General features: G+C 73.3%; 19 protein-coding genes and 1 tRNA gene. 9 read left to right on the forward strand and 11 right to left on the reverse strand.

The window, feature by feature from the left end; translation table 11 throughout:
- Positions 1–88 precede the first annotated feature (88 nt).
- The 3 genes from AC0VXQ_RS09210 to AC0VXQ_RS09220 are packed head-to-tail and all read right to left on the reverse strand — an operon-like array spanning position 89 to position 3,630.
- Entirely contained in the window at positions 89–1,255 is a 1,167-nt protein-coding gene (locus AC0VXQ_RS09210) for a histidinol-phosphate transaminase (protein WP_061225367.1), read from the reverse strand.
- Between the two features lie 42 nt (positions 1,256–1,297).
- Positions 1,298–3,097, reverse strand: coding sequence for an alpha/beta hydrolase (locus AC0VXQ_RS09215; protein ID WP_475528491.1), 1,800 nt, complete (start codon positions 3,095–3,097; stop codon positions 1,298–1,300).
- The gene (locus AC0VXQ_RS09220) at positions 3,097–3,630 is read right to left on the reverse strand and encodes a hypothetical protein (RefSeq protein WP_058731823.1); all 534 of its coding nucleotides are present in this window, start codon (positions 3,628–3,630) and stop codon (positions 3,097–3,099) included. Before AC0VXQ_RS09220 ends, AC0VXQ_RS09215 begins: the two co-directional genes overlap by 1 nt.
- 288 nt (positions 3,631–3,918) lie before the next feature.
- Here AC0VXQ_RS09220 and purB point away from each other — a divergent pair, with 288 nt between their 5' ends.
- A complete protein-coding gene (gene purB / locus AC0VXQ_RS09225; protein WP_224799622.1) occupies positions 3,919–5,382 on the forward strand; it encodes an adenylosuccinate lyase in 1,464 nt (487 codons plus the stop codon).
- A 148-nt stretch (positions 5,383–5,530) separates the two neighbouring features.
- Here the strand turns inward: purB and AC0VXQ_RS09230 are convergent, their stop codons facing one another.
- The 5 genes from AC0VXQ_RS09230 to AC0VXQ_RS09250 all read right to left on the reverse strand — a co-directional run bounded on the left by AC0VXQ_RS09230 (position 5,531) and on the right by AC0VXQ_RS09250 (position 9,395).
- Entirely contained in the window at positions 5,531–6,367 is an 837-nt protein-coding gene (locus tag AC0VXQ_RS09230) for a hypothetical protein (RefSeq protein ID WP_058731368.1), read from the reverse strand.
- A gap of 63 nt (positions 6,368–6,430) precedes the next feature.
- A complete protein-coding gene (locus AC0VXQ_RS09235) occupies positions 6,431–7,258 on the reverse strand; it encodes a spermidine synthase (RefSeq protein WP_058731367.1) in 828 nt (275 codons plus the stop codon).
- Positions 7,255–8,235, reverse strand: a complete 981-nt coding sequence (locus AC0VXQ_RS09240; protein WP_081046275.1) for a cation diffusion facilitator family transporter — start codon at positions 8,233–8,235, stop codon at positions 7,255–7,257. Before AC0VXQ_RS09240 ends, AC0VXQ_RS09235 begins: the two co-directional genes overlap by 4 nt.
- Positions 8,232–8,549 carry an acylphosphatase gene (locus tag AC0VXQ_RS09245; protein WP_058731366.1) on the reverse strand — a complete coding sequence of 106 codons (318 nt, stop codon included), beginning with the start codon at positions 8,547–8,549 and terminating at the stop codon, positions 8,232–8,234. The genes AC0VXQ_RS09240 and AC0VXQ_RS09245 overlap by 4 nt, the downstream gene beginning before the upstream one ends.
- 168 nt (positions 8,550–8,717) lie before the next feature.
- Entirely contained in the window at positions 8,718–9,395 is a 678-nt protein-coding gene (locus AC0VXQ_RS09250) for an SDR family oxidoreductase (RefSeq protein ID WP_475528497.1), read from the reverse strand.
- Positions 9,396–9,734: 339 nt separating this feature from the next.
- On the opposite strand from AC0VXQ_RS09250, the gene AC0VXQ_RS09255 reads away from it, so the two are divergent.
- Both AC0VXQ_RS09255 and AC0VXQ_RS09260 read left to right on the forward strand, forming a co-directional pair.
- Positions 9,735–9,810 (forward strand) — tRNA-Thr (locus tag AC0VXQ_RS09255).
- A 305-nt stretch (positions 9,811–10,115) separates the two neighbouring features.
- On the forward strand, positions 10,116–10,967 hold the full coding sequence (locus AC0VXQ_RS09260; protein WP_058731364.1) for an HpcH/HpaI aldolase/citrate lyase family protein: 852 nt from the start codon (positions 10,116–10,118) through the stop codon (positions 10,965–10,967).
- 131 nt (positions 10,968–11,098) lie between these two features.
- On the opposite strand, the gene AC0VXQ_RS09265 is transcribed toward AC0VXQ_RS09260, so the two are convergent.
- Together AC0VXQ_RS09265 and AC0VXQ_RS09270 are read right to left on the reverse strand one after the other, a co-directional pair.
- Positions 11,099–11,953: an ABC transporter ATP-binding protein gene (locus tag AC0VXQ_RS09265; protein ID WP_081046105.1), complete on the reverse strand. Its 855-nt coding sequence runs from the start codon at positions 11,951–11,953 to the stop codon at positions 11,099–11,101.
- Positions 11,953–13,086, reverse strand: coding sequence for an ABC transporter permease (locus tag AC0VXQ_RS09270; protein WP_058731363.1), 1,134 nt, complete (start codon positions 13,084–13,086; stop codon positions 11,953–11,955). The genes AC0VXQ_RS09265 and AC0VXQ_RS09270 overlap by 1 nt, the downstream gene beginning before the upstream one ends.
- Before the next feature lie 169 nt (positions 13,087–13,255).
- Between AC0VXQ_RS09270 and AC0VXQ_RS09275 the strand changes: the two genes are divergently transcribed.
- Complete coding sequence (locus tag AC0VXQ_RS09275) at positions 13,256–14,860, forward strand: sensor histidine kinase (RefSeq protein WP_475528500.1); 1,605 nt, start codon at positions 13,256–13,258, stop codon at positions 14,858–14,860.
- A complete protein-coding gene (locus AC0VXQ_RS09280) occupies positions 14,857–15,510 on the forward strand; it encodes a response regulator (protein ID WP_058730761.1) in 654 nt (217 codons plus the stop codon). Before AC0VXQ_RS09275 ends, AC0VXQ_RS09280 begins: the two co-directional genes overlap by 4 nt.
- Before the next feature lie 44 nt (positions 15,511–15,554).
- Here AC0VXQ_RS09280 and AC0VXQ_RS09285 read toward each other — a convergent pair whose 3' ends face one another.
- Positions 15,555–16,073 carry a dehydrogenase gene (locus tag AC0VXQ_RS09285; protein ID WP_279752297.1) on the reverse strand — a complete coding sequence of 173 codons (519 nt, stop codon included), beginning with the start codon at positions 16,071–16,073 and terminating at the stop codon, positions 15,555–15,557.
- A gap of 231 nt (positions 16,074–16,304) precedes the next feature.
- On the opposite strand from AC0VXQ_RS09285, the gene AC0VXQ_RS09290 reads away from it, so the two are divergent.
- From AC0VXQ_RS09290 to AC0VXQ_RS09305, 4 genes are read left to right on the forward strand one after another with little or no spacing between them, the layout of a single operon-like run.
- Positions 16,305–17,471: a trans-sulfuration enzyme family protein gene (locus tag AC0VXQ_RS09290; protein ID WP_475528504.1), complete on the forward strand. Its 1,167-nt coding sequence runs from the start codon at positions 16,305–16,307 to the stop codon at positions 17,469–17,471.
- Positions 17,468–18,376 (forward strand): transporter substrate-binding domain-containing protein, encoded by a 909-nt coding sequence (locus AC0VXQ_RS09295; RefSeq protein WP_081046104.1) that lies wholly within the window; start codon positions 17,468–17,470, stop codon positions 18,374–18,376. The genes AC0VXQ_RS09290 and AC0VXQ_RS09295 overlap by 4 nt, the downstream gene beginning before the upstream one ends.
- A 4-nt stretch (positions 18,377–18,380) precedes the next feature.
- Positions 18,381–19,055: an amino acid ABC transporter permease gene (locus AC0VXQ_RS09300; protein WP_058730758.1), complete on the forward strand. Its 675-nt coding sequence runs from the start codon at positions 18,381–18,383 to the stop codon at positions 19,053–19,055.
- Positions 19,048–19,788 (forward strand): amino acid ABC transporter ATP-binding protein, encoded by a 741-nt coding sequence (locus AC0VXQ_RS09305; protein WP_064725723.1) that lies wholly within the window; start codon positions 19,048–19,050, stop codon positions 19,786–19,788. The genes AC0VXQ_RS09300 and AC0VXQ_RS09305 overlap by 8 nt, the downstream gene beginning before the upstream one ends.
- Positions 19,789–19,894 lie beyond the last annotated feature (106 nt).

Genomic DNA, 19,894 nt, shown 5'->3' on the forward strand with positions numbered 1-19,894 from the left:
GCGGGCCGGGATGAGCCCCGGGCGCACCGCGGCGGCCTCCGGCCGCCCTATCCCCAGCCTACCCGCCCCGGGCCTCGCGACGGCTTCCTCAGACGCGCTCCCGGAAGTGCCGGCAGATCTCCAGGAAGCGGTCATTGGCCTCGCGCGGGCCGACGCTCACGCGCACCCCCTCCGGGTGGAAGGCCCGCACGGACAGGGCGTGCTCCTCGGCCAGCTGCGCGAAGGCCGCGGAGCGCTCCCCCAGCGGCAGCCACACGAAGTTCGCCCGCGTCGTCGGGACCTCCCAGCCGTCCGAGCGCAGCGCCGCGACGATGCGCTCCCGCTCGGCCACGATCCACCGGACCTGCTCATCGACCTCCTCCTGGTGGGCGATCGCGGCGACCGCGGCGGACTCAGCCAGGGTGCTCACCGCGAAGGGCGTGGCGGACACGCGCAGGCTGCGGGTGATCTCCGGGTGGGCGATCGAGTACCCGACGCGCAGCCCGGCCAGCCCGGCCGCCTTGGAGAAGGTCCGCAGCACCACCAGGTTGGGGTGCTCCCGGTACAGGGACACCCCCTCGGCCAGGCCGCCCTCGGCCCGCTCCCGCTCGGTCAGCTCGGAGAGGCGGCAGAACTCGTAGTACGCCTCATCCAGCACGACGACGACGTGCTCCGGGACCTTCTTCAGGAACGCCTCCACGGCGTCGCGGGTCAGGGCCGGGCCGGTCGGGTTGTTGGGGGAGCACAGCAGCACCACGGTGGTGCGCTCGGTGATCGCCGCGGCCATGGCCTCGAGGTCGTTGCCCCCGTCCTCGGTCAGCGGCACCTGCACCGAGCGGGCCCCGGCCAGGCCCACCACGATCGGGTAGGCCTCGAAGGAGCGCCACGGGTAGACGACCTCGTCCTGGACCCCGTCCGGGTTCTGCCCGGCGAAGGCCGCGAGGATCTGGGTCAGCGCCCCGAGGCTGCCCGCCCCGGTGACGATGTCCTCCGCGGGAACCTCCAGGTGCCCCGCCAGGGCCTCGCGCAGCCGGGTGGACAGCGGATCCGGGTACAGGTGGGTGTCCCGGAAGGCGTCGATGACCTCCGCGACGGCCGGCACCGGTCCCAGCGGGTTCTCGTTGGAGGACAGCTTGAACTGTCGGAGCCCCTCCACGACCTTCGGCGGCTTCCCGGCGGCGTAGGCCGGCAGCTGGTCGAACACGGGGCGCGGGGTGATGCCGCGGTGCCCGGCGGCGTCGCGGGCGGGGGGCTCGGAGGAGTTCTCGGGACTCATGGACACCACTGTAGCCGCTGCCTCTCCCCGGTGTGCCGGGCCTCACTGCAGCACCGGGGAGGGCATCGGATGCCCGGGCAGGCGCGGCGGGCGGATGGTCCCCGGGAACTCCCCGCCCTGCGGGATCTGCGGGGCGGGGCACGGCTCGGGCAGCCGGATCTCCGGCATCCGGGTGAGCCCGCCCACCGCCGCCTTCCCCGCCTCGCCGGCCAGCTCCTTCCCCGCGGCGAGCGCCTCCTTCGCGGTGCCCACCGACGCCGGATTCACCGGAGCGATGGGGCGGCGGGGATCGTCGGGGTCGGCGTTGTAGTACTCCGCGCCGGCCTCGTAGGTCACGGTGCTCACCGTCGCGCCCTCCGGCATCATCCGATCCAGCATCGCCAGATACTCCCGCCCCTCCCCGGTGCGGCCCAGCTGCTGGGCCACCGCGGGAGCCATGTGCTCATAACCAGCGCCGTTGTGCGTGCCGAACAGGCCGATGCCGTACTCCTCCTCACCCATGTTCACGTGCACCTCCTGCGTCTGGGCGTTGGCCGGGCGGCTGCCCTCGGCCAGGACGGCGGGCACGACGTCGTTGACGTCCTCGACGCTGAGCACCGGGATGTCCTCGGGGATCCCGCCGTAGGCGGAGGTCGGCGCCCCCATCGACAGGACCCCGGCCACCTTCCACCGGCTGCGGAAGTCCCCGTTGGCGGCCAGCGCCTGCGCGGTCATGCCGCCCTGGCTGAATCCGGTGAGCAGCACCTCGTCGGAGGCGGAGGCCCCGGCCTCCCGCAGGGCCTGATCCACCATCTGCATCAGCACTGGGGACTGGGCGAGGCTCGCGGTCCCGTCCGCGGAGGCCAGGTCCAGGGCGGAGAAGGTGCCGTTGGGTTCGTTCTCCGCCCACAGGTTGTCGAAATCGGAGCCGGGGATCGAGACCGTGTAGGCCCGGGTGCCGTCGGGCCGGGTCACCACCTGCACGTCCACGTGCCCCAGGGCGGTCTCCTCCTGGGCCCCGTGCTCGGCGTCGAGCCGGACGTCCGTACTTCCCGCCGCGTTGATCCGCGCCATGATCCCGCCGACGCCGCCGCGCTGCACGGTGCCGCTGCTCCTTCCGGCCTCCCGGAACCCCGTGACCCGCCCCAGGCCGATCCCGGCGGCCCGCTCCGCCTGCTTCATCCCCCGGGCCCCGTGCAGGGTGGCCTCCAGCTTCCCCTGGGAGCCCCCGCGCAGCAGGGAGGAGGCCGCGGCCCGTCGGCCCCGCAGGTGCGCATCCGCACCGAATCCGCCCACCAGCGCGACCCCCACCAGCGCCATCGTCCCCAGCCCTCCGGCCGCACCCGCGGCCCCCTGCGGGGTCAGCACCAACGGCAGGCTGCGCACCGTGGTGAACGCGGAGGTGAAGATCTGACGCACGGCCCCGCTGTAGAAGGAGTCGAAGACGCCCACCAGGGCCCCCGCGATCTGCTCCGCGTGCTCGTAGGACAGGGCCGCAGCCTGCAGCTTGGCGGCGTAGTCCGCGGCGTCCGTCGTCAGCTCCAGCATCGTGGACTGCGCCTGCAGCAGCAGGTCCGCGGCGCGCGCGGCATGCACGGACAGGTGGGACCAGGCCAGGGCCGTCTCCGTCTGCACCGGCAGCGCCTCCAGCTGGGTGGCCCCGTACTCCACACCGGCCGCACCCAGCAGCAGGGAGGCCCGAGACACCTCCTCGGTGTCGATCCGCTGCTGCCGGACGGAGGTCTGCAGCAGCGCCCCTCCCTCCGGGACGGCGCCCAGATCGTGCTGCAGAGCTCCGGTCTCCTGCGCCGGGGCGCCCAGGAACGTCTCATACTCCCCCAGCCGGGAGAACACCCCGCCCATCACCGCACCCCCGCCTGGGCCAGGGCGCTGCGCACCCCGGCGGCCAGCGGATCCCCGCCCAGCGCCTCGGCGGCGGCCCGGGCCCCGCAGACCTCCACGGACTCCAGGGCCCGCCGCCCGGCCTCCACGGTGTCCCCGGCCAGATCCTGGACCCCGTCCAGCAGCCGCTGGGTCTCCCGGTGCAGGGCCTGCCCCAGGCGGTCCCGGGCCGCGGCCATCGCCGTGGCCAGGCCCTCCAGGTGCGCCCGGATCTGCTCCCCGGCCAGCTCCAGCTCCACGGCCGCCTGCTCCAGCTGGTCCCGGGCCAGCACCACCTGGCTCCCGTGCCGGGACATCCCGGTGCGGAACAGCTGCGCCGCCTCCGATTCCCACTCAATCCGGGTGGCCCCGGCCGCCTGCTCACCGGCGCCGTGGATCTGCCGGGAGCAGGTGCGGGCCTGCTCGGCCAGGGCGCGCAGCCGCTCCTGCGCGGCCGCCCCGGCCCCGGTCAGCGCTCCGGGGGCCACCAGCCCCAGCGTGTCCATCATGTCCATCTCCGCCGCCCTCCTCAGGTGCCCAGTGATCGGCCGTCCCGCAGCCGGCGGCGGCTCGAACCCCATCGGGGGCCAGCCGCCGTCCGTGCGGTGCGACCGGCGTCCCGCCCATCCTGCGCCGGAACGGCCGAGGCCGCGTGGCCCACCCCGCGGGATCCCGGGCGTCCTGTGGACGGCGGTCCCGGCGCACCCGTCGAGAGGAGCCGCTGTGGATTCCCACCGCGGATCCTCCGAGGCACCGGCGTCGCGGATCCCCGGGGCGCGGGGAGGCCGTGCGAGAATGACCGCATGGCCTCACCGACCCCTTCCGGCTCCCCGTCCGAGCACGCCGACCCCCGCCTGCCCGACGGCCGCCTCAGCCTCGCCGCCCAGTCCCCCGCCCCGGCCCTGGGGCCCCTGGACGGCCGATACCGGCGCCAGAGCGCGCCCCTGACCGAGCACCTCTCCGAGGCGGCCCTGAACCGCAACCGCGTGCACGTGGAGGTGGAGTGGTTCATCCACCTGTGCGAACACCGTGTGCTGCCCGGGCTCGAGCCGCTGAACGCCGAGCGGCAGGCCGGCCTGCGGTCCCTGGTGACGGACTTCGACGCCGACGCCGTCGCCGAGCTCGCCGAGATCGAGGCCGTCACGGTGCACGACGTCAAGGCCGTGGAGTACTACATCGGACGCCGCCTCGAGGCCCTGGGTCTGGAGCGACTGACCCCGCTGGTGCACTTCGGGTGCACCTCCGAGGACATCAACAACCTCGCGTGGGCGGTGGGCATCCGCGACGCCGTCGAGCAGGTGTGGCTGCCCGCCGCACGCGACCTCGTGGATCAGCTCCTCGCGATGGCGGAGCAGACCCGCGAGATCCCGATGCTCTCGCGCACCCACGGGCAGCCGGCCACCCCCACCACGCTGGGCAAGGAGCTGGCCGTGCTGGCCTTCCGGCTGCGGCGGCAGCTGAAGCGGGTCACCGAGCAGGAGATCCTCGGGAAGATCAACGGAGCCACCGGCACCTACGCCGCGCACATCGTCGCCGTGCCGGGGGCGGACTGGCAGGAGGTCTCCCGCACCTTCGTCGAGGGACTGGGGCTGACCTGGAACCCGCTGACCACGCAGATCGAATCCCACGACTGGCAGGCCGAGCTCTACGGCGGCATCGCCCAGTTCAACCGGGTGCTGCACAACCTGTGCACCGACGTGTGGTCCTACATCTCCATCGGCTACTTCCGCCAGATCCCGGTGGAGGGCGCCACGGGGTCCTCGACGATGCCGCACAAGATCAACCCGATCCGCTTCGAGAACGCCGAAGCCAACCTGGAGCTGTCCACCTCCCTGCTGGACACCCTGGCGACGACGCTGAGCACCTCCCGGTGGCAGCGGGACCTCACGGACTCCACCACGCAGCGCAACATCGGCACGGCCTTCGGCCACTCGCTGCTGGCGATCTCCAACGTCGCCCAGGGGCTGGCCAAGCTCGCGGTGGCCGAGGAGGTGCTGGCCGAGGACCTGGAGCACAACTGGGAGGTGCTGGCCGAGGCCATCCAGATGGTCATGCGCGCCGAGGCGATCGCCGGCGCGCCGGGCCTGGACAGCCCCTACGAGCGGCTCAAGGAGCTGACCCGCGGGCACCGGGTGGACCAGCAGCGGCTGCGGGAGTTCGTCGGGAGCCTGGGGCTGCCCGACGCCGCCGCCGGCCGCCTGGCCGAGCTCACCCCCGCCGCCTACCACGGCATCGCCGCCGCCCTGGTGGACTGGGCCCGGGACTGAACCCCGGTCCGGTCTCAGCCGGGGCGACGGCGGGCGGGCCCCGCCGGCCCGATTCACGCGACGGCCCCGGGCACCCCCTCGTCGAAGGGGGCCCGGGGGCCGTCGCGGTATCCGAGCGGCGCTATCCGAGCAACTCGGCCTGGTCGGCTCAGTCCTCGGCGGCGGGCCCGGCCTGGTCGAACTTCCTGGGCCGGATCTCGCCGGAGAGGATCTTGGCGCGGCGCTCATCGCGCCGGTCCTCGAACTTGGGGGCGACTCCGTCCAGCTGCAGCGAGTCCGGGAACAGGGCCGGGGCCTCGCCGAAGGCCTCGTGGGTCGAGGAGATGACCTTCCGGCCCAGCGCCAGGTTGGCCCCGCCGCCCACCACGGCCCCCAGACCGAAGGGCAGGGCGCGCCCGAGCATCGCGCCGGACTGGCGGGCCAGGAAGCGCTTGACGAACATGGTGCGGATCGTCTTGGACACGGAGAAGCCCTTGGACTCGTCCTTGCCCATCATCTGACCCCACTTGCTGGACAGGCCCCGGCCCTTGCCGGCCTGCCCGAGGATCTGGGACATCAGCACGTTGCCGTCCTCGCCCAGCATCAGCGCCATGACCATGGTGCGGGCCTTCTCCGGGTCCTGCACGTGGACCCCGTTCAGCTCCGCGACGGACTGGCAGTAGATCGCGGTGCGCTCCAGGTACCCGCCGATGGCGACGAAGGACAGCCCCAGCGACGTCGCGGTGCCGATCCCGGGCACGAACGCGGAGGCGCCGATGGCACCGCCGCCGACGGTGACGTCGCGCAGGTAGATCTTCTCGATGCGCTTCAGGATCTGCTCGGGGGTGTCCTTCGGGTGCTTCTTACGCATCCGCTTGATGGACCCGACCACCAGCGGCCGCTGGATCCGCAGCACGGAGTCCAGGGCCTTGTTCAGGGCGGGCTTGGGCTTGCCGTCGTCGTCGAAGGCGTTCTTCAGGGCGGACTCGGAGAGATTCGGTGCCATGGGTTCATTGAACCACGTCAGAAGGCCCTCGGCCCGAGCGATCATGGGACGCGCCCGCGCGGCTCAGGGCCGGAAGGCCCGGGTGCGCACCGGATCCAGCACGGCCGCCGGATGCGGCCCGGCCGCCTCCAGCCGAGCCCGGTGCTCCTCGCCCAGCCCCGGCCCGGCGGCCAGGATCAGGTTCCCGGGACAGCGCCCGGTGAGCATCCCGGCGTCGGTGAGGGTCCAGGGACCGGGCAGCCCGGCGTCGGCGGCGGCCGCATCCAGCGCGGCGGCCTGCGCGACGAAGAAGTCCAGAGGCGGGTCATCCCCCACGTTCACGGCGAGGATCCCCCGCGAGCCCAGCTGCGCCAGGGCCTCGGCGTAGAAGTCCCGGCAGGCCAGGTGCGCCGGGGAGTCCGCCCCGGCGAAGATGTCCACGACCACCAGGTCGAATCCCTGCGCCGACCCCATGCCGGCGGCCGAGCGCAGCCCGGGCAGAGCCGCGCGGGCGTCGTCGATGACCACCCGCAGATCCGTGCCGGGCGGCAGCGGCAGGTGCCGGGTGATGAAGCCGGGCAGCTCGCGTTCGATCTCCACCGCGACCTGCGCCGACCCGGGCCGGGTGGCCTGCACGTATCGCGGCAGGGTCAGGGCCCCCGCCCCCAGGTGCGCCGCCGCGATCGGCTCCCCCGGCTCCCCGATCAGATCCGCGAGGTGGGCGATGCGCCGCAGGTACTCGTAGCGGATCCGCTCCGGGTGGGCCGGGATCACGTGGGACTGCTCGGCGCCGTCGATCTCCAGGACGACGCCGCCCTCACCCCACCCGTCGGGGCGCACCCTGGCGGTGGCCCCGGAGAAGGACAGCTGCACGGTGGCCTCCGGGCCCTCCCCGGCGTCGCCGACGCTCATACGGTGAAGTCCTGGGCCTCATGAGCGGCGTGGCGGGCCGGCTCCAGCTGGATCGTGGAGTGGGCGATGGAGACGTCGAAGTGCTCCGCGATGCACTCCTGCAGGGTGCACAGCAGCTGCGCGGAGTGCCCGTCCTCGAAGCACTCGTCCTCCAGCACCACGTGCGCGGTGAGGAAGGGCAGGTCCGTGGAGATGCGCCCGGCGTGCAGGTCATGCACCCGCACCACGTGCGGCTGGGCCTCGATGTGCTGACGCACCCGATCCAGGTCCAGGCCCGGCGGGGTGCGCTCCAGGAGCACCCCCACGGCCTCGGCGAGGATCTTCAGGGCCCGCGGGATGATCAGCAGCCCGATCAGCAGGGCGACGACGCCGTCGGCCTGCACCCACCCGGTCCAGGTGATGATCAGGGCGGAGAGGATCACCGCGACGGAGCCCAGGGCGTCGTTGACCACCTCCAGGAAGGCCGCCCGCAGGTTGAGGTTCCGTTGGCCGCCGGTCAGCACGAGCAGGGCGGCGATGTTGCCCACGAGCCCGATGACCCCGAACAGGATCATCTCCGGGGCGGCCACCGGCTCGGGATGCACGAAGCGTTGCACCGCCTCGATGACCACGAACACTCCGACGCCCAGCAGCACCGCGGCCTGCACGGTGGCCGCGAGGATCTCCGCGCGCTTGAGCCCCCAGGTGTGGTGGGCGGTGGCCGGACGCTGGGCGAGCACCGCAGCCCCCAGGGCCATGGCCAGCCCGGCGGCGTCGGTGAGCACGTGGGCGGTGTCGAACAGCAGCGCCAGGGACCCGGTGATGATGGATCCGATGAGCTGGGCGACGAACAGCACCAGCCCGATGCCCAGGGCGATGCTCAGCCGACGCCGCCCGGCCCCGACGCCGTGGGTGTGTCCGTGTCCCCCGGCGTCGTGGCCGTGGGGGTGCTCCTCCGGGGTGTGCCCGCCGTCCCCGTGATCGTGGTTCCGGCTCACCGGGTGCCGAAGTCCTCGAACTCGCCGGTCGCGCTCGTGTAGCGGTGCCGGACGTCGCTGACGTGCCCGGCGGTGTCCCCGGAGGTCAGCTGGGCGTACAGCGCCTCCACCCCGTCGCGGGTGCCTTCGGCCACCACCTGAACGTCCCCGTCGGGCAGGTTCTCGGCGTAGCCGGTGAGGCCGTGGTCCACGGCGATCCCGCGGGTCCACCAGCGGAACCCCACGCCCTGCACGCGCCCGGAGACGGTGGCCTCCAGCCGCGCCTCGGGGGCGGGGCGCTCGGCGTCGTCGTTCTTGCGCTGCCGGAAGACCATGGTGTGCTCCTCGCGTCTCGGACGGTCAGGTCTGCGTGAGCCCGCGGCGCGGGCCCCGGGAGTCAGTATCTCCCAGCGCGGCCCGGGACGCGATGACGCCGCCCACACCCGCCGGAAGGGGCGGGTGCGGGCGGCGTCGAGGTGGGAGGGCGGCCTCGGTCGGGCGGCTCAGGCGAGCCGGGTGCTCTCCGGGGCGCCGGCCACGGCCTCGGCGATCGCGGTGTCCCCGTCGGTGAAGGGGATGGCCTTGCCGATGGTGGAGTCATCGGCCAGCACCGCGGCGATCACACGGGCCACGTTGGCGCGGGAGGTGTCGGCATCCTGCGGGTCCGTGGTGACGTCGATCTTCCCGGTGGGCTCCTCCAGGGTCAGCATCCCGGGACCGAGGATCGTGTAGTCCAGGGAGGTGCCGCGCAGGTGCTCATCGGCCTCGGCCTTGGACTGGGCGTAGGCGTAGAAGTCGTCCTCCTTCGGGACCTCGTGCTCCAGGGAGGCGCCGAGGTAGGAGACCATCACGTAGCGGCTGACCCCGGCCTGCACCGCGGCGTCCATGGTGCGGATCGCGGCGTCCCGGTCCACCTTCCAGGTGCGCTCCGGGTCCCCGCCGCCCACGCCTGCGGACCACACGACGGCGTCCAGCGCCTGGTCCCGGAACAGCGCGGCGATCTGATCGGTGGACAGGTCCATGACGTCGCGGACCACGGCCTCGGCCCCGGCCTGCTCGACGTCGGCGATCTGCTCCTGCTTGCGGATGACGGACCGGACCCGGTGACCCTGCTCGACCAGCAGGGGTGCCGCCAGCAGGGCGACCTTGCCGTGTCCGCCGATGATGCCGATGGTGCTCATGGTGTGCTCCTTGTCTGCGGGCCCCCGCGCGGCATCCGCCACCCGGGGGCGTCGCGGGGATTCCCGCTGTTCGCGGCGTGTCATCCGGTGCAACGGGGTCGGCCGGGGCCGTTATTCCGGGCATCCCGGGGAGCTGAGCAGGCACGTCGGCTCCCGCTCCTCCCGCCTTCCCCCTCCCGCGACCCGGCGCATCGGTTCCCAGAATCGCCGGATTCGGGAACGGATGCGCCGGCTCGGGGAGCGGTGGGAGCGGATGAGCGTCGTGCGGGGCCGGGCGGGGTCTGGTAACCTGATGGTCGCGTTGCGCCGCTCCCTCCCGCCGGGGCGTGGCCAGCGCTTGCCTCCTTAGCTCAGTCGGTAGAGCGAATCCCTCGTAAAGATTAGGTCGCCGGTTCGATTCCGGCAGGAGGCTCCACCACCGCGGGCCGCGGCCTCGTCACCACGACGACGCCGCGGCCCACGTCGCGTCCTGCGCACCTCTCCCTCCCGGTGCCGCCAGACGCCGTCGGACGCACCCGGGCGCAGCCGCAATCCGGATTCGGGAGCCGTGCGGTGTTTCGGGAGCACTGCCGGGGCTCCCGAAACACCGCGAGGCTCCAAAAAGCGCGGCCGGCCCGACCAGCAGCCCGACGGCGTCGCCGCGCGGCCCGCCCCACAGACAGCCCCGCGGGCCCGCGCGTAGGGTGGGGAGCCGAACCGACGACGTCCGAAAGGGTCCCCATGCCGCACACCTTCCACCGCAACGAGCGCGCCGCGCAGCTGCCCGCCCGTCTCTCGCGCTCCTGGCTGCTGACCTCCGCGGCCAACGAGGACTCCTTCGAGCCCAACTACGAGTCCGAGGCGGATTCGATCATCCTGGACCTGGAGGACGGCACCCCCGCGGATCAGAAGGACTCCGCCCGCGAGCGCGTGGTGCGGGCCCTGAACTCGGGGATGCGCGCGTGGGTGCGGGTCAACGCCATCACCACCGATCAGTGGAGCGAGGACCTCGCGGCCCTGTCCGAGGCGGAGGGGCTGCGCGGGATCGTGCTGGCGGAGACGGAGCAGCCGGATCACATCACCCGCACCGCCATGATGTCCCGCGCGGGCACCCCGGTGATCGGGCTGATCGAGTCCGCGGTGGGCCTGGTCAACGCGGTGGACATCGCCAAGGCCCCGGGGACCTTCCGCCTGGCCTTCGGCACCGGGGACTTCCGCAAGGACACCGGCATCTCCGATGACCCGATGGCGATGGCCCATGCTCGCTCCACCCTGGTGATCGCCTCCCGGGTGGGCAACCTGCCCGGGCCCATCGACGGCCCCGCCAACGGCGTGGACGAGGCGGGCCTGCGGGAGGCCTGCCGCATCACCGCGACCATGGGCATGACGGGCAAGCTCACCCTGGATCCGGGGCAGACGGATGCGATCAACCGCGGCCTGGCTCCCTCCGAGGAGGAGATCTCCTGGGCGCGGGAGATGCTGAAGAAGGAGAAGGACGGCGCCGTCCCGAAGGAGGGCTCCTACCTGCCGCGCCTGGCTCGAGCCCGGAAGGTCTCCACCCTGGCCCAGACCTACGGCCTCTGGCGGGACTGACCGCACCGCGTCCCCGCGCCGACGAGCCGGCGGGCGATCCTGGAGCCGACGACGTCGGCTCGCGGGTCGCCCCCGGCTCCGTCGCATCCGGGGGCGGAAAAGGGGTCAGGCCCCTCGGCCGGGCCCCTCGCTCAGACCCCTTCCGTCAGCCGGCCGTCGCTCATCGTCACCACCCGGTCCGCCGCGTCCAGCAGCTCGGTCTCGTGGGTGACCATGAGGGTCGCGACGTCGAATTCCCGGGTGATCTCCACCAGCAGCCGCACGACCTCCCGCGAGCGGGAGGCGTCCAGTGCGGAGGTCGGCTCGTCGGCCAGCAGCACGGACGGGGAGCCCATGAGCGCGCGGGCGATGTTGACCCGCTGACGCTGCCCGCCGGAGAGCTGGTGCAGGCGCCGATCCCCCAGACCGGCCAGGCCCACCCGGTTCAGCAGCTCCTGGGCCCGCTCCCGGCGGGCCCGCAGCCGCTTCCCGCGCAGCCCGCGGATGTGCTCGGCGATCAGCAGCTGCTCGAGCGCGGTCAGGGAGGCGATGAGGTTGGGCTGCTGGAAGACGACGCCGATCTCCTCCCGCCGCAGCCGGGCCCGCTCCTTCTCCGCGGCCCCGACGGTCTCGGTCCCGGCGATGCGCACGGACCCGTCGGTGGGGGCGATCAGCGTGGCGGCCACGGACAGCAGCGAGGACTTCCCCGAACCGGATTCCCCGACCACGGCGCACAGTCGGCCGCGCTCGGCGCTCAGATCCACGGAATCCAGGGCCTGCAGGGTCCGCGGCCGGCCGTCCTCGTCCGTGCCGTCCGGGTACTCCAGACTCACCCCGCGCAGGACCAGGGGCGAAGAGGCGGCCTCGCCGACCGGCTCACGCCGTGACCGCTCGACCGGGCGTTCGTCGGCCCGATGGCCAGCACCCCGGTGCTCGCCGGCCCGGTGCTCGGGGGTGTGTCCGGCGGTCGGGTGCAGGGTCTTCTCGATCTTCTCGATGGTGCTCATCAGTTGCCTCCCAGGGCGATCATGGGGTCCACGGTGGCGACTCGGCGCACCGCGACCAGCGAGCCGAGGATCCCGAGGATCCAGATTCCGGCGGCCGGGACGAGGGTCGTGGCCGCGTCCAGCGTGAAGGGCACCCCGCGGGCGGCGAGGGCGCCGAGTCCGGTGGCCGCCAGCGTCCCGGCCGCGACCCCGACGGCGAGGATCACGGCGGCCTGCCCGACGGCGTCGCGCACCAGGTAGGACCCGGCCGCGCCGAGGGCTCGCAGCACCGCGATGTCGCGGGTGCGCTGGATGGTCCACACGGTGAGGAAGGAGATCGTCACCAGCGCGGAGATCCCGTAGAGGAAGCCCTGCATGGTCAGCAGGGAGCCCCGCTCCGAGGAGTAGGAGGCCAGCCCCTGGAAGGATCCGCGGGTGGTGGCCGTGACCGTGTCGGTGCGATGCTCCGCGGCGGTCCAGGCGGCGTCGTCCAGGTTCCCCCGCACCGCCAGCACCGTGCCGACGGGGGTCTGCTCTCCGGCGCCGGAGGCGTGGGTCAGGCCCTGCCAGGCGCCGGTGTCCGCCCAGATCACGGGGCTGTGGCTGTACCACTCGTCGGGCAGCACCCCGGTGACCTCCAGCGTCCGGCCGCCGACGGCGACCCGGTCCCCCACCCCGACGCCGAGGTCAGAGGCCGCGGTGCGGGAGACGACGGCGGTCCCGGAGCGGATCTGCGCGGTCCCCTGCAGCGGCTCGCCGGCGGCCCGGTGAGGCAGGTCGGAGCCGTCGGGCACCCCGAAGATCGCGGCGGTGGCGGCGGAGTCCCCCTCCACCCGGGTCTGGGTGATGCCGATCGGCGTCGCCTGCTCCACCCCGTCGGTGCCCCGCCAGGCCTCGGCCTGCTCCCGGGTGATCCCGGAGGCGGTGAAGGAGACCTCGGCCTGCGGGGGCTTCCCGTCGTCGCTCTGCGAGGTGCCGGGGCCGAAGACGAAGCGGTCCGCCTTCAACGCGCTCAGCGCGGAGGTGTTCTGCGCCCCCAGCCCGCCGGTCAGGCCGGTGAGCATGACCAGCAGCAGGGTGATCAACCCGACCACCGAGCCGATCAGCGCGAACCGGCCCTTCGCGGCGCGGATGTCGCGGATGCCCAGGTACATCGTGGGCTCCTTTCTCGGGTCTCGTCCGTATCGATCTCCACTCTCCGGCGGCGGGGGTGTCCGGCACATCGGGGCCCCGGCGGATCCCGGATCATCCGTTCGGTTGATGTCCGGGTCCGACGCCGCCCGCACCCGGCCCGGCGGGGCCCACGGCAGCTACAGTGATCCCGTGCCCCGCCCCCTCGACCCACCCGCCGATCCGACCGCCGATCCCGTCGCCGCCTCGCGCGCCCGCGCCGTCGGGCGGTCCCGCACCGCGTCCGCCGGGCACTCCGCGACCGGGCACCCGGTCTCCCGGGCCACCCGGCCCCAGCTGCCCGTGCTGCGGACCCTGCGGGTCGCGCTGCACGTGATGTTCGCGTTCCTGCTGGGCTTCGGCCTGGTCCGCTACCTCTGGACGGGCACCCGGGTTCCCGACGCCGCCCCGGCGGCCTGCGCCATCGCGGCCACCGCGCTGCTGGCCGCGGTGTACCTGGCCGGGACCGTGTGGGAGAACCGCCACGCGCGCCGGGCGGGGCGGGGTGAGACCGTCCCGGGCTCCGAACCGGGAGCCGGGCCTGGCGCCGGGCCGGAGGGTGCGCCCTCCGGGGTTCCGCGGCGGTGGGCCGGGTCGTGGCTGGCGACGGTGACGCTGCTGTGGCTGTGCCTGGTGGCGATCTCCCCGGACTTCGTGTGGGTGGTCTTCCCGCTGATGTTCCTGTTCCTGCACCTGTACCCGCATCGGACGGGCCTGGCCGCGGTGGTCCTGCTGTGGGCGGTCTCGGCCCTGGTGCCCCTGGCCCACGGCGGCGGGGACTACTCCGCCGGCGCCGCGGTGGGTCCGCTGCTGGGGGCCGTGCTGGCGGTGGTCATCTCCTCCACGTACCGCTCCCTGGCCGCCGACGCCGAGCACCACGCACGCACCGCGGAGGCGCTGCGCCTGGCCCAGGCTGAGCTGGCGGAGCGGGAGCGGCGGGCCGGGCGCGCCGAGGAGCGCGAGCGGCTGGCGCGGGAGATCCACGACACCGTGGCCCAGGGCCTGTCCTCGATCCTGCTGGTCACCCGGGCGGCGCGCGCCGGGCTGGCGGCCGGGAACACCCGGCAGGTGCAGCGGCAGCTGGCCGTGATCGAGGAGGGCGCCGGGGAGAACCTCGCGCAGGCGCGCCGGTTCGTGCGGGATCTGGCCGCCGTCCCCGAGGGTCCGGGGCTGCCGGAGGCGCTGACCGCCCTGTGCCGGCGCACCGAGGCGCAGGAGGCGGCCCGCGGGCAGCGCCTGGAGTGCTCGCTGCGGCTGGAGGGCCGGGAGGCGACGCAGCTGCCGGAGCCGGTGCAGACCGCGCTGCTGCGCGGGGCGCAGGCGAGCCTGGCCAACGTCACCGCCCACGCCGGGGCGGCCCGGGCCGTGCTGACCCTGACCGTCTCCGCGGAGGAGGCCCTGCTGGATGTCTACGACGACGGCGTCGGCTTCGACCCCGCGACCCTGGAGGATCCCCGGGCCGCGGGCGGGTCGGATTCCGGGTACGGGCTGCCGGGGCTGCGGCGTCGGCTGCAGACCCTGGGCGGGAGCCTGACGGTGGATTCGGCACCCGAGGAGGGCACGGTGATCGGGATGCGCCTGCCGCTGACCTCCGCGACCGGCGACGCCGTCGGGTCCGCGAGCACCGCGGATGACGCCTCGGAGGAGACCGCGGAGTCCGCGGCAGCCCTCGATGCGGCGGCCGGGACGGCCGGGCGGGTCGCCGGGGCGGCGCCATCGGCGGGCCCGAGGGAGACGCAGGACGGGAGGCGAGGATGATGGACGGGAACGAGACGGCGCACCCCGTGCGGGTGCTGCTGGTGGATGACCACCCCGTGGTGCGCGCGGGGCTGCGGGCCCTGCTGGAGGGGTTCGCGGAGCTGAGCGTGGCCGCCGAGGCCGCGGACGGTGCGGCGGCGCTGGAGCGCGCGGCCCAGCTGGCGGCGGCCGGGGAGTCGGCCGACGTCGTCGTGATGGACATCCAGATGAAGGGCATGGACGGGATCACCGCGACCCGCCGCTTCCGGGAGGCCGGCGGCCCGCCCGTGCTGATCCTGACGACCTTCGACACGCAGGCGGACATCCTCGCGGCGGTGCGGGCCGGGGCCCTGGGGTACCTGCTGAAGGACGCCCCGCCGGAGGACCTGCGCCGGGCGGTGCTGGACACCGCGGCCGGGCGCAGCACCCTGGCCCCGGAGGTCTCGGCGGCGCTGCTGCAGCGGATGAGCCGCCCGGAGACGGCCCTGTCCGAACGGGAGACGGAGATCCTGCGGCTGCTGGCCACCGGGGCGAGCAACCGGCAGCTGGCCCGGACCCTGTTCATCTCCGAGGCCACGGTCAAGACGCACCTGGTGCACATCTACGAGAAGCTGGGGGTCGGCTCCCGCACCGCCGCGGTGGCCGCGGCCCGCGAGCGCCGGCTGCTCTGAACCGAGCCGACGGGGCCGGGCCACCGCCCCGGTGCGGACGGGCCTCAGGCGGCGGAGTCGGCCGGGGTGGGCACGCCGGGTGCTGCGGGCTGGGGCTGCTCACGGCCGGGCAGCAGCGCCTCGGCGGCGGCCACCTGCTCGACGACGGCGGCCACGCGCCGGCTCACGGCGTCCGCCTTGGCGCATCCGCTCGCGCAGGCGCCGCTGCAGCGCATCATCGCCAGGGCCTCCGCGCACTGCGCGACGGCATTGCCGGCTTTGGACAGCGCCCGGTGCAGCTCGGACCAGCGCCCATCCCGGGAGGCCGGGACGTCCGTGGAGGAGCTGGGTGCGGCGGCCTGGGCGGTCACGGCCACGGCGCGCACCCGCAGCAGCAGGTCCGCCAGCTCGTTGGCCAGGGGGATCGTCTGCTCCAGCACCTCGCCCTCGGGCAGGCGCTCCAGGATCTGGTGGAAGCGGTCCAGGCCCCGGCGGAAGCGATCGTGCGCGCGGCGCCACACGCCCTCACCCAGCTCCGCGGCATCGCGGCGCGCCTGCAGGAACGTCGTCAGCCCCATGTCCATCACCGCCTTCCCGTCGCGCCCGTGTCGGCGACGCCACCGCGGCGCGGCTCGCGCGCAGGTGAGGTCACCCTAAGTCCCCACCAGTCTACCGCCGGCGGGGACTTGGCGACAGAGCGTCATCGGGATCGGTCGCCACACCCAGGAAATCACCAGCTGACGGACACGCGACGTCATACTGGCCGCGGTGCGACCCACAAACCCACCGACCCGGGAATTTCCTCCCCCTCTGCCATGCTTGGCTCAGGTGACACCGGACGCACCCGATCGAGGAGGCCCCTTGGCAGGCATCACCACGCGCTGCACGACGTCGAGCAGGGCGGGGTGGTCCCGCCGATCTACACCGCCTCCACCTTCCTCCAGCCCACCGCGGGCGGGGAGGGCGAATACGAGTACCAGCGCGGCGCCAACCCCACCCGCACCGTCCTGGAGCAGACGCTGGCCGCCCTGGAGGGGGCCCGCCACGCCTTCGCCTTCGCCACCGGCATGGCCGCGACCTCCGCGGCGATGGGCCTGCTGCGCACCGGGGACTCGATCATCATGAGCCTGCCCGTCTACGGCGGGAACTACTGCTTCGCGACCATCGAGCTGCCCCAGCGCGGCATCGGGCACCGCTTCGTCACGGACCTGAACGAGCTGACCGACGAGGACTTCGACGACTCCGTGAAGATGGTGTTCATCGAGACCCCGGCCAACCCGACCCTGCGGGTCACCGACATCGCCCGGGTCGCCGAGCTGGCCCACCGCCACGGCGCGTACGTCGTCGTGGACAACACCTTCCTCACCCCGTACCTGCAGCGCCCGCTGGCCCTGGGTGCCGACGTCGTCGTGCAGTCCGCGACCAAGTACCTCGCCGGGCACGGGGACCTGCTCGGCGGCGTCGTGAGCACCGACGACGACGAGATCGCCGCCCGGATGACCCAGTCCCAGCTGGTCTCCGGGGCGGTGCTCTCCCCCATCGACTCCTACCGGCTGCTGCAGGACGTGAAGACCCTCGCGGTGCGGATGGACCGGCAGCAGGACAACGCCCGGAAGGTCATCGCCGCGATGGAAGCGCACCCGGCGGTGGCGAAGGTCCACGTGCCCGGTTCCCACAGCGAGGCCGAAGCCGAGATCCAGGCCCGCCAGGCCGACGGTCCCGGCGCGGTGTTCTCCATGGAGCTGGCCGAGGGCCGGGACGTGCGCGCCTTCCTCGGGGCCCTGCGGGTGTGGGGCTTCGCGGTGAGCCTGGGCGGCATCGAATCCCTGATCTGCCTGCCCGCGCACATGACCCACGGGGCCTACACCGACGAGCACCGCGAGGCCGCCCTGATCCCCGAGCAGCTGCTGCGCGTGGCCGTGGGCATCGAGGACGCCGAAGACCTCATCGCGGATCTCACCCAGGCCCTGGAGGCGGCATGAGCACCGCCCGTCCTCCACGAAGGGGCGGGCACCCGTCAGGGCCGGGAGCCCCCGGTGGGCCGGTGACTCGGCGTCGGGCCCTGGGCCTGGCGGGACTCGCCGGCCTCGGCGCGGTGCTGGCCGCCTGCGGCACCGCCGGCTCCGATACCGAGGGCTCCTCGAGCGCCTCTGCCGGCTCCGACGACGCCCTGGCCCGGATCCGGAAGGACGGGGTGATCCGCATCGGGATGGAGGGCACCTTCCGCCCCTACGGCTACCACGACTCCTCCGGGAAGCTCGTGGGCTTCGAGAAGGAGATCGCGGACCTGATCGCCGCAGACCTCGGGGTGAGGGCCGAGTACGTGGAGACCCAGTGGGACTCCCTGATCGCCGGGGTGGACGCCGGACGCTACGACATCGTCATCAACAACATCGCCCCGACCGACGAGCGGAAGAAGGCCTTCGACTTCTCCATCCCCTACGCGGTGAGCGAGGGCCGGGTCGGGGTGGCCAAGGACTCCGCCCTGCACTCGGTGGACGAGGTCTCCGGACACTCCGCGGCCCAGACCCTGACCTCCAACTACGGCCAGCAGATGGCCGAGCACGGGGCCCAGATCGTGCCGGTGACCGGCTTCGACGAGGCCGCGATGCTCGTGCACTACGGCCGGGTGGACTGCACCGCCAACGACTTCGTCACCTTCGACGCGTTCTTCCGGGAGCGTCCCGACATCAACGTGCGCCTGCTCGACGGCGTCCTGGGCGATGCCGTGGACTCCGCGATCCTGATGGGCAAGGGACAGACCGCATTGAAGGACGCGATCGACGCATCTCTGCGCCGGCACATCGACGACGGGGACCTCACCCGCATCTACGCGAAGTACGTCTCCCAGGACCTCACTCCCTCCGCCTCCCAGACCAAGGGCTGAACCCATGACCGACCTGCTGAACCTCTGGGGAGAATCCCTGCCCCAGCTGCTCCTGGCCACCCTCAAGGTGACCATTCCGCTGTCCGCCGTCGCCTTCGCGCTGGCCCTGCTGATCGCGGTGCTGGCCACCGCGATGCGGCTGTCCCGCGTGGCCCCGCTGCGCTGGATCTCCGCGGTGTACGTCTGGCTGTTCCGCGGCACCCCGATCCTCGTGCAGCTGTTCATCATCTTCTACGGGTTGCCGGCCATCGGGGTGACCTTCTCCGCGTGGACCTCCGCGATCATCGCCTTCAGCCTGAACACCGGGGCCTACGCCGCGGAGACCCTGCGCGCCGCGGTGCACTCGATCCCCCGCGGGCAGCTCGAGGCCGCCCGCACCCTGAACTACACGGGACCGCAGATGCTGCGCCACGTGATCGCCCCGCAGGCCCTGCGCATCGCCCTGCCCCCGCTGGGCAACGACCTGATCGACCTGGTCAAGGGCACCTCCCTGGTCATGGTCATCACCCTGTCCGACGTCTTCCAGGTGGGCCGTCAGATCGCGGCCACGACCTTCCAGCCGCTGGCCCTGTACACCGAGGTGGCCCTGGTCTACCTGGTGATCTTCACGGTCCTGTCCTGGATCCAGTCCCGCGTGGAGCGGGCCTCCAACCGCTACCTCAGGAGCAGCAATGCTTGAGCTGAAGAACATCGCCAAGTCCTTCTCCGGCCAGACCGTGCTCAGTGGAGTGGACCTGACCCTGCGCGACGGGCAGACCACCGTGGTGCTGGGGCCCTCCGGCTCCGGCAAGTCCACCCTGCTGCGGCTGATGAACCTGCTGGAGATCCCCGACGACGGGACCCTGCGCATCGGGGAGGACGCGGTGGACTTCGATGGGGCCCGCCCGGCCGAGGCCGCGATCCGCCGGATCCGCCGACACTCGGCCATGGTCTTCCAGGACTACCACCTGTTCCCCAACCAGACCGTGCTGACCAACGTCTCCCTGCCGCCGGTGCTCAACGGGAAGCTGAACCGGACGCAGGCCCGCGAGCGCGCCGTCGAGCTGCTGGAGAAGGTCGGCATGGGCGGGCGCCTGGAGGAGTACCCGCAGAACCTCTCCGGCGGTCAGCAGCAGCGCGTGGCGATCGCCCGGGCGCTGGCCGTGGAGCCGGACTACCTGCTCTTCGACGAGCCGACCTCCGCCCTGGACCCGGAGCTGGAGGCCGAGGTCATCAAGGTCATGGTGGAGCTGGCCCGGGAGCGCCGCTCCCTGGTGGTGGTCACCCACAACATCGGCTTCGCCCGGAAGGTCGCGGACCGGATCGTGTTCCTGGCCGACGGCGGCATCGGCTTCGACGGCACCCCGGAGGAGTTCTTCGCCTCCGAGTCCGAGCGGGTGCGCCGGTACCTGAACATCTTCGACGCGATCTGAGCGGCGCGGGCCCCGCGTGAGATGCGGGGTTTCTGCTGAGATGCGAGGTTCGTGTTCAGATGCGTCACGGCGTGCGGCATCTCAGCACGAACCCCGCATCTGAGAA

The organism is Rothia sp. QJM3NY_36 (genome assembly GCF_056173115.1).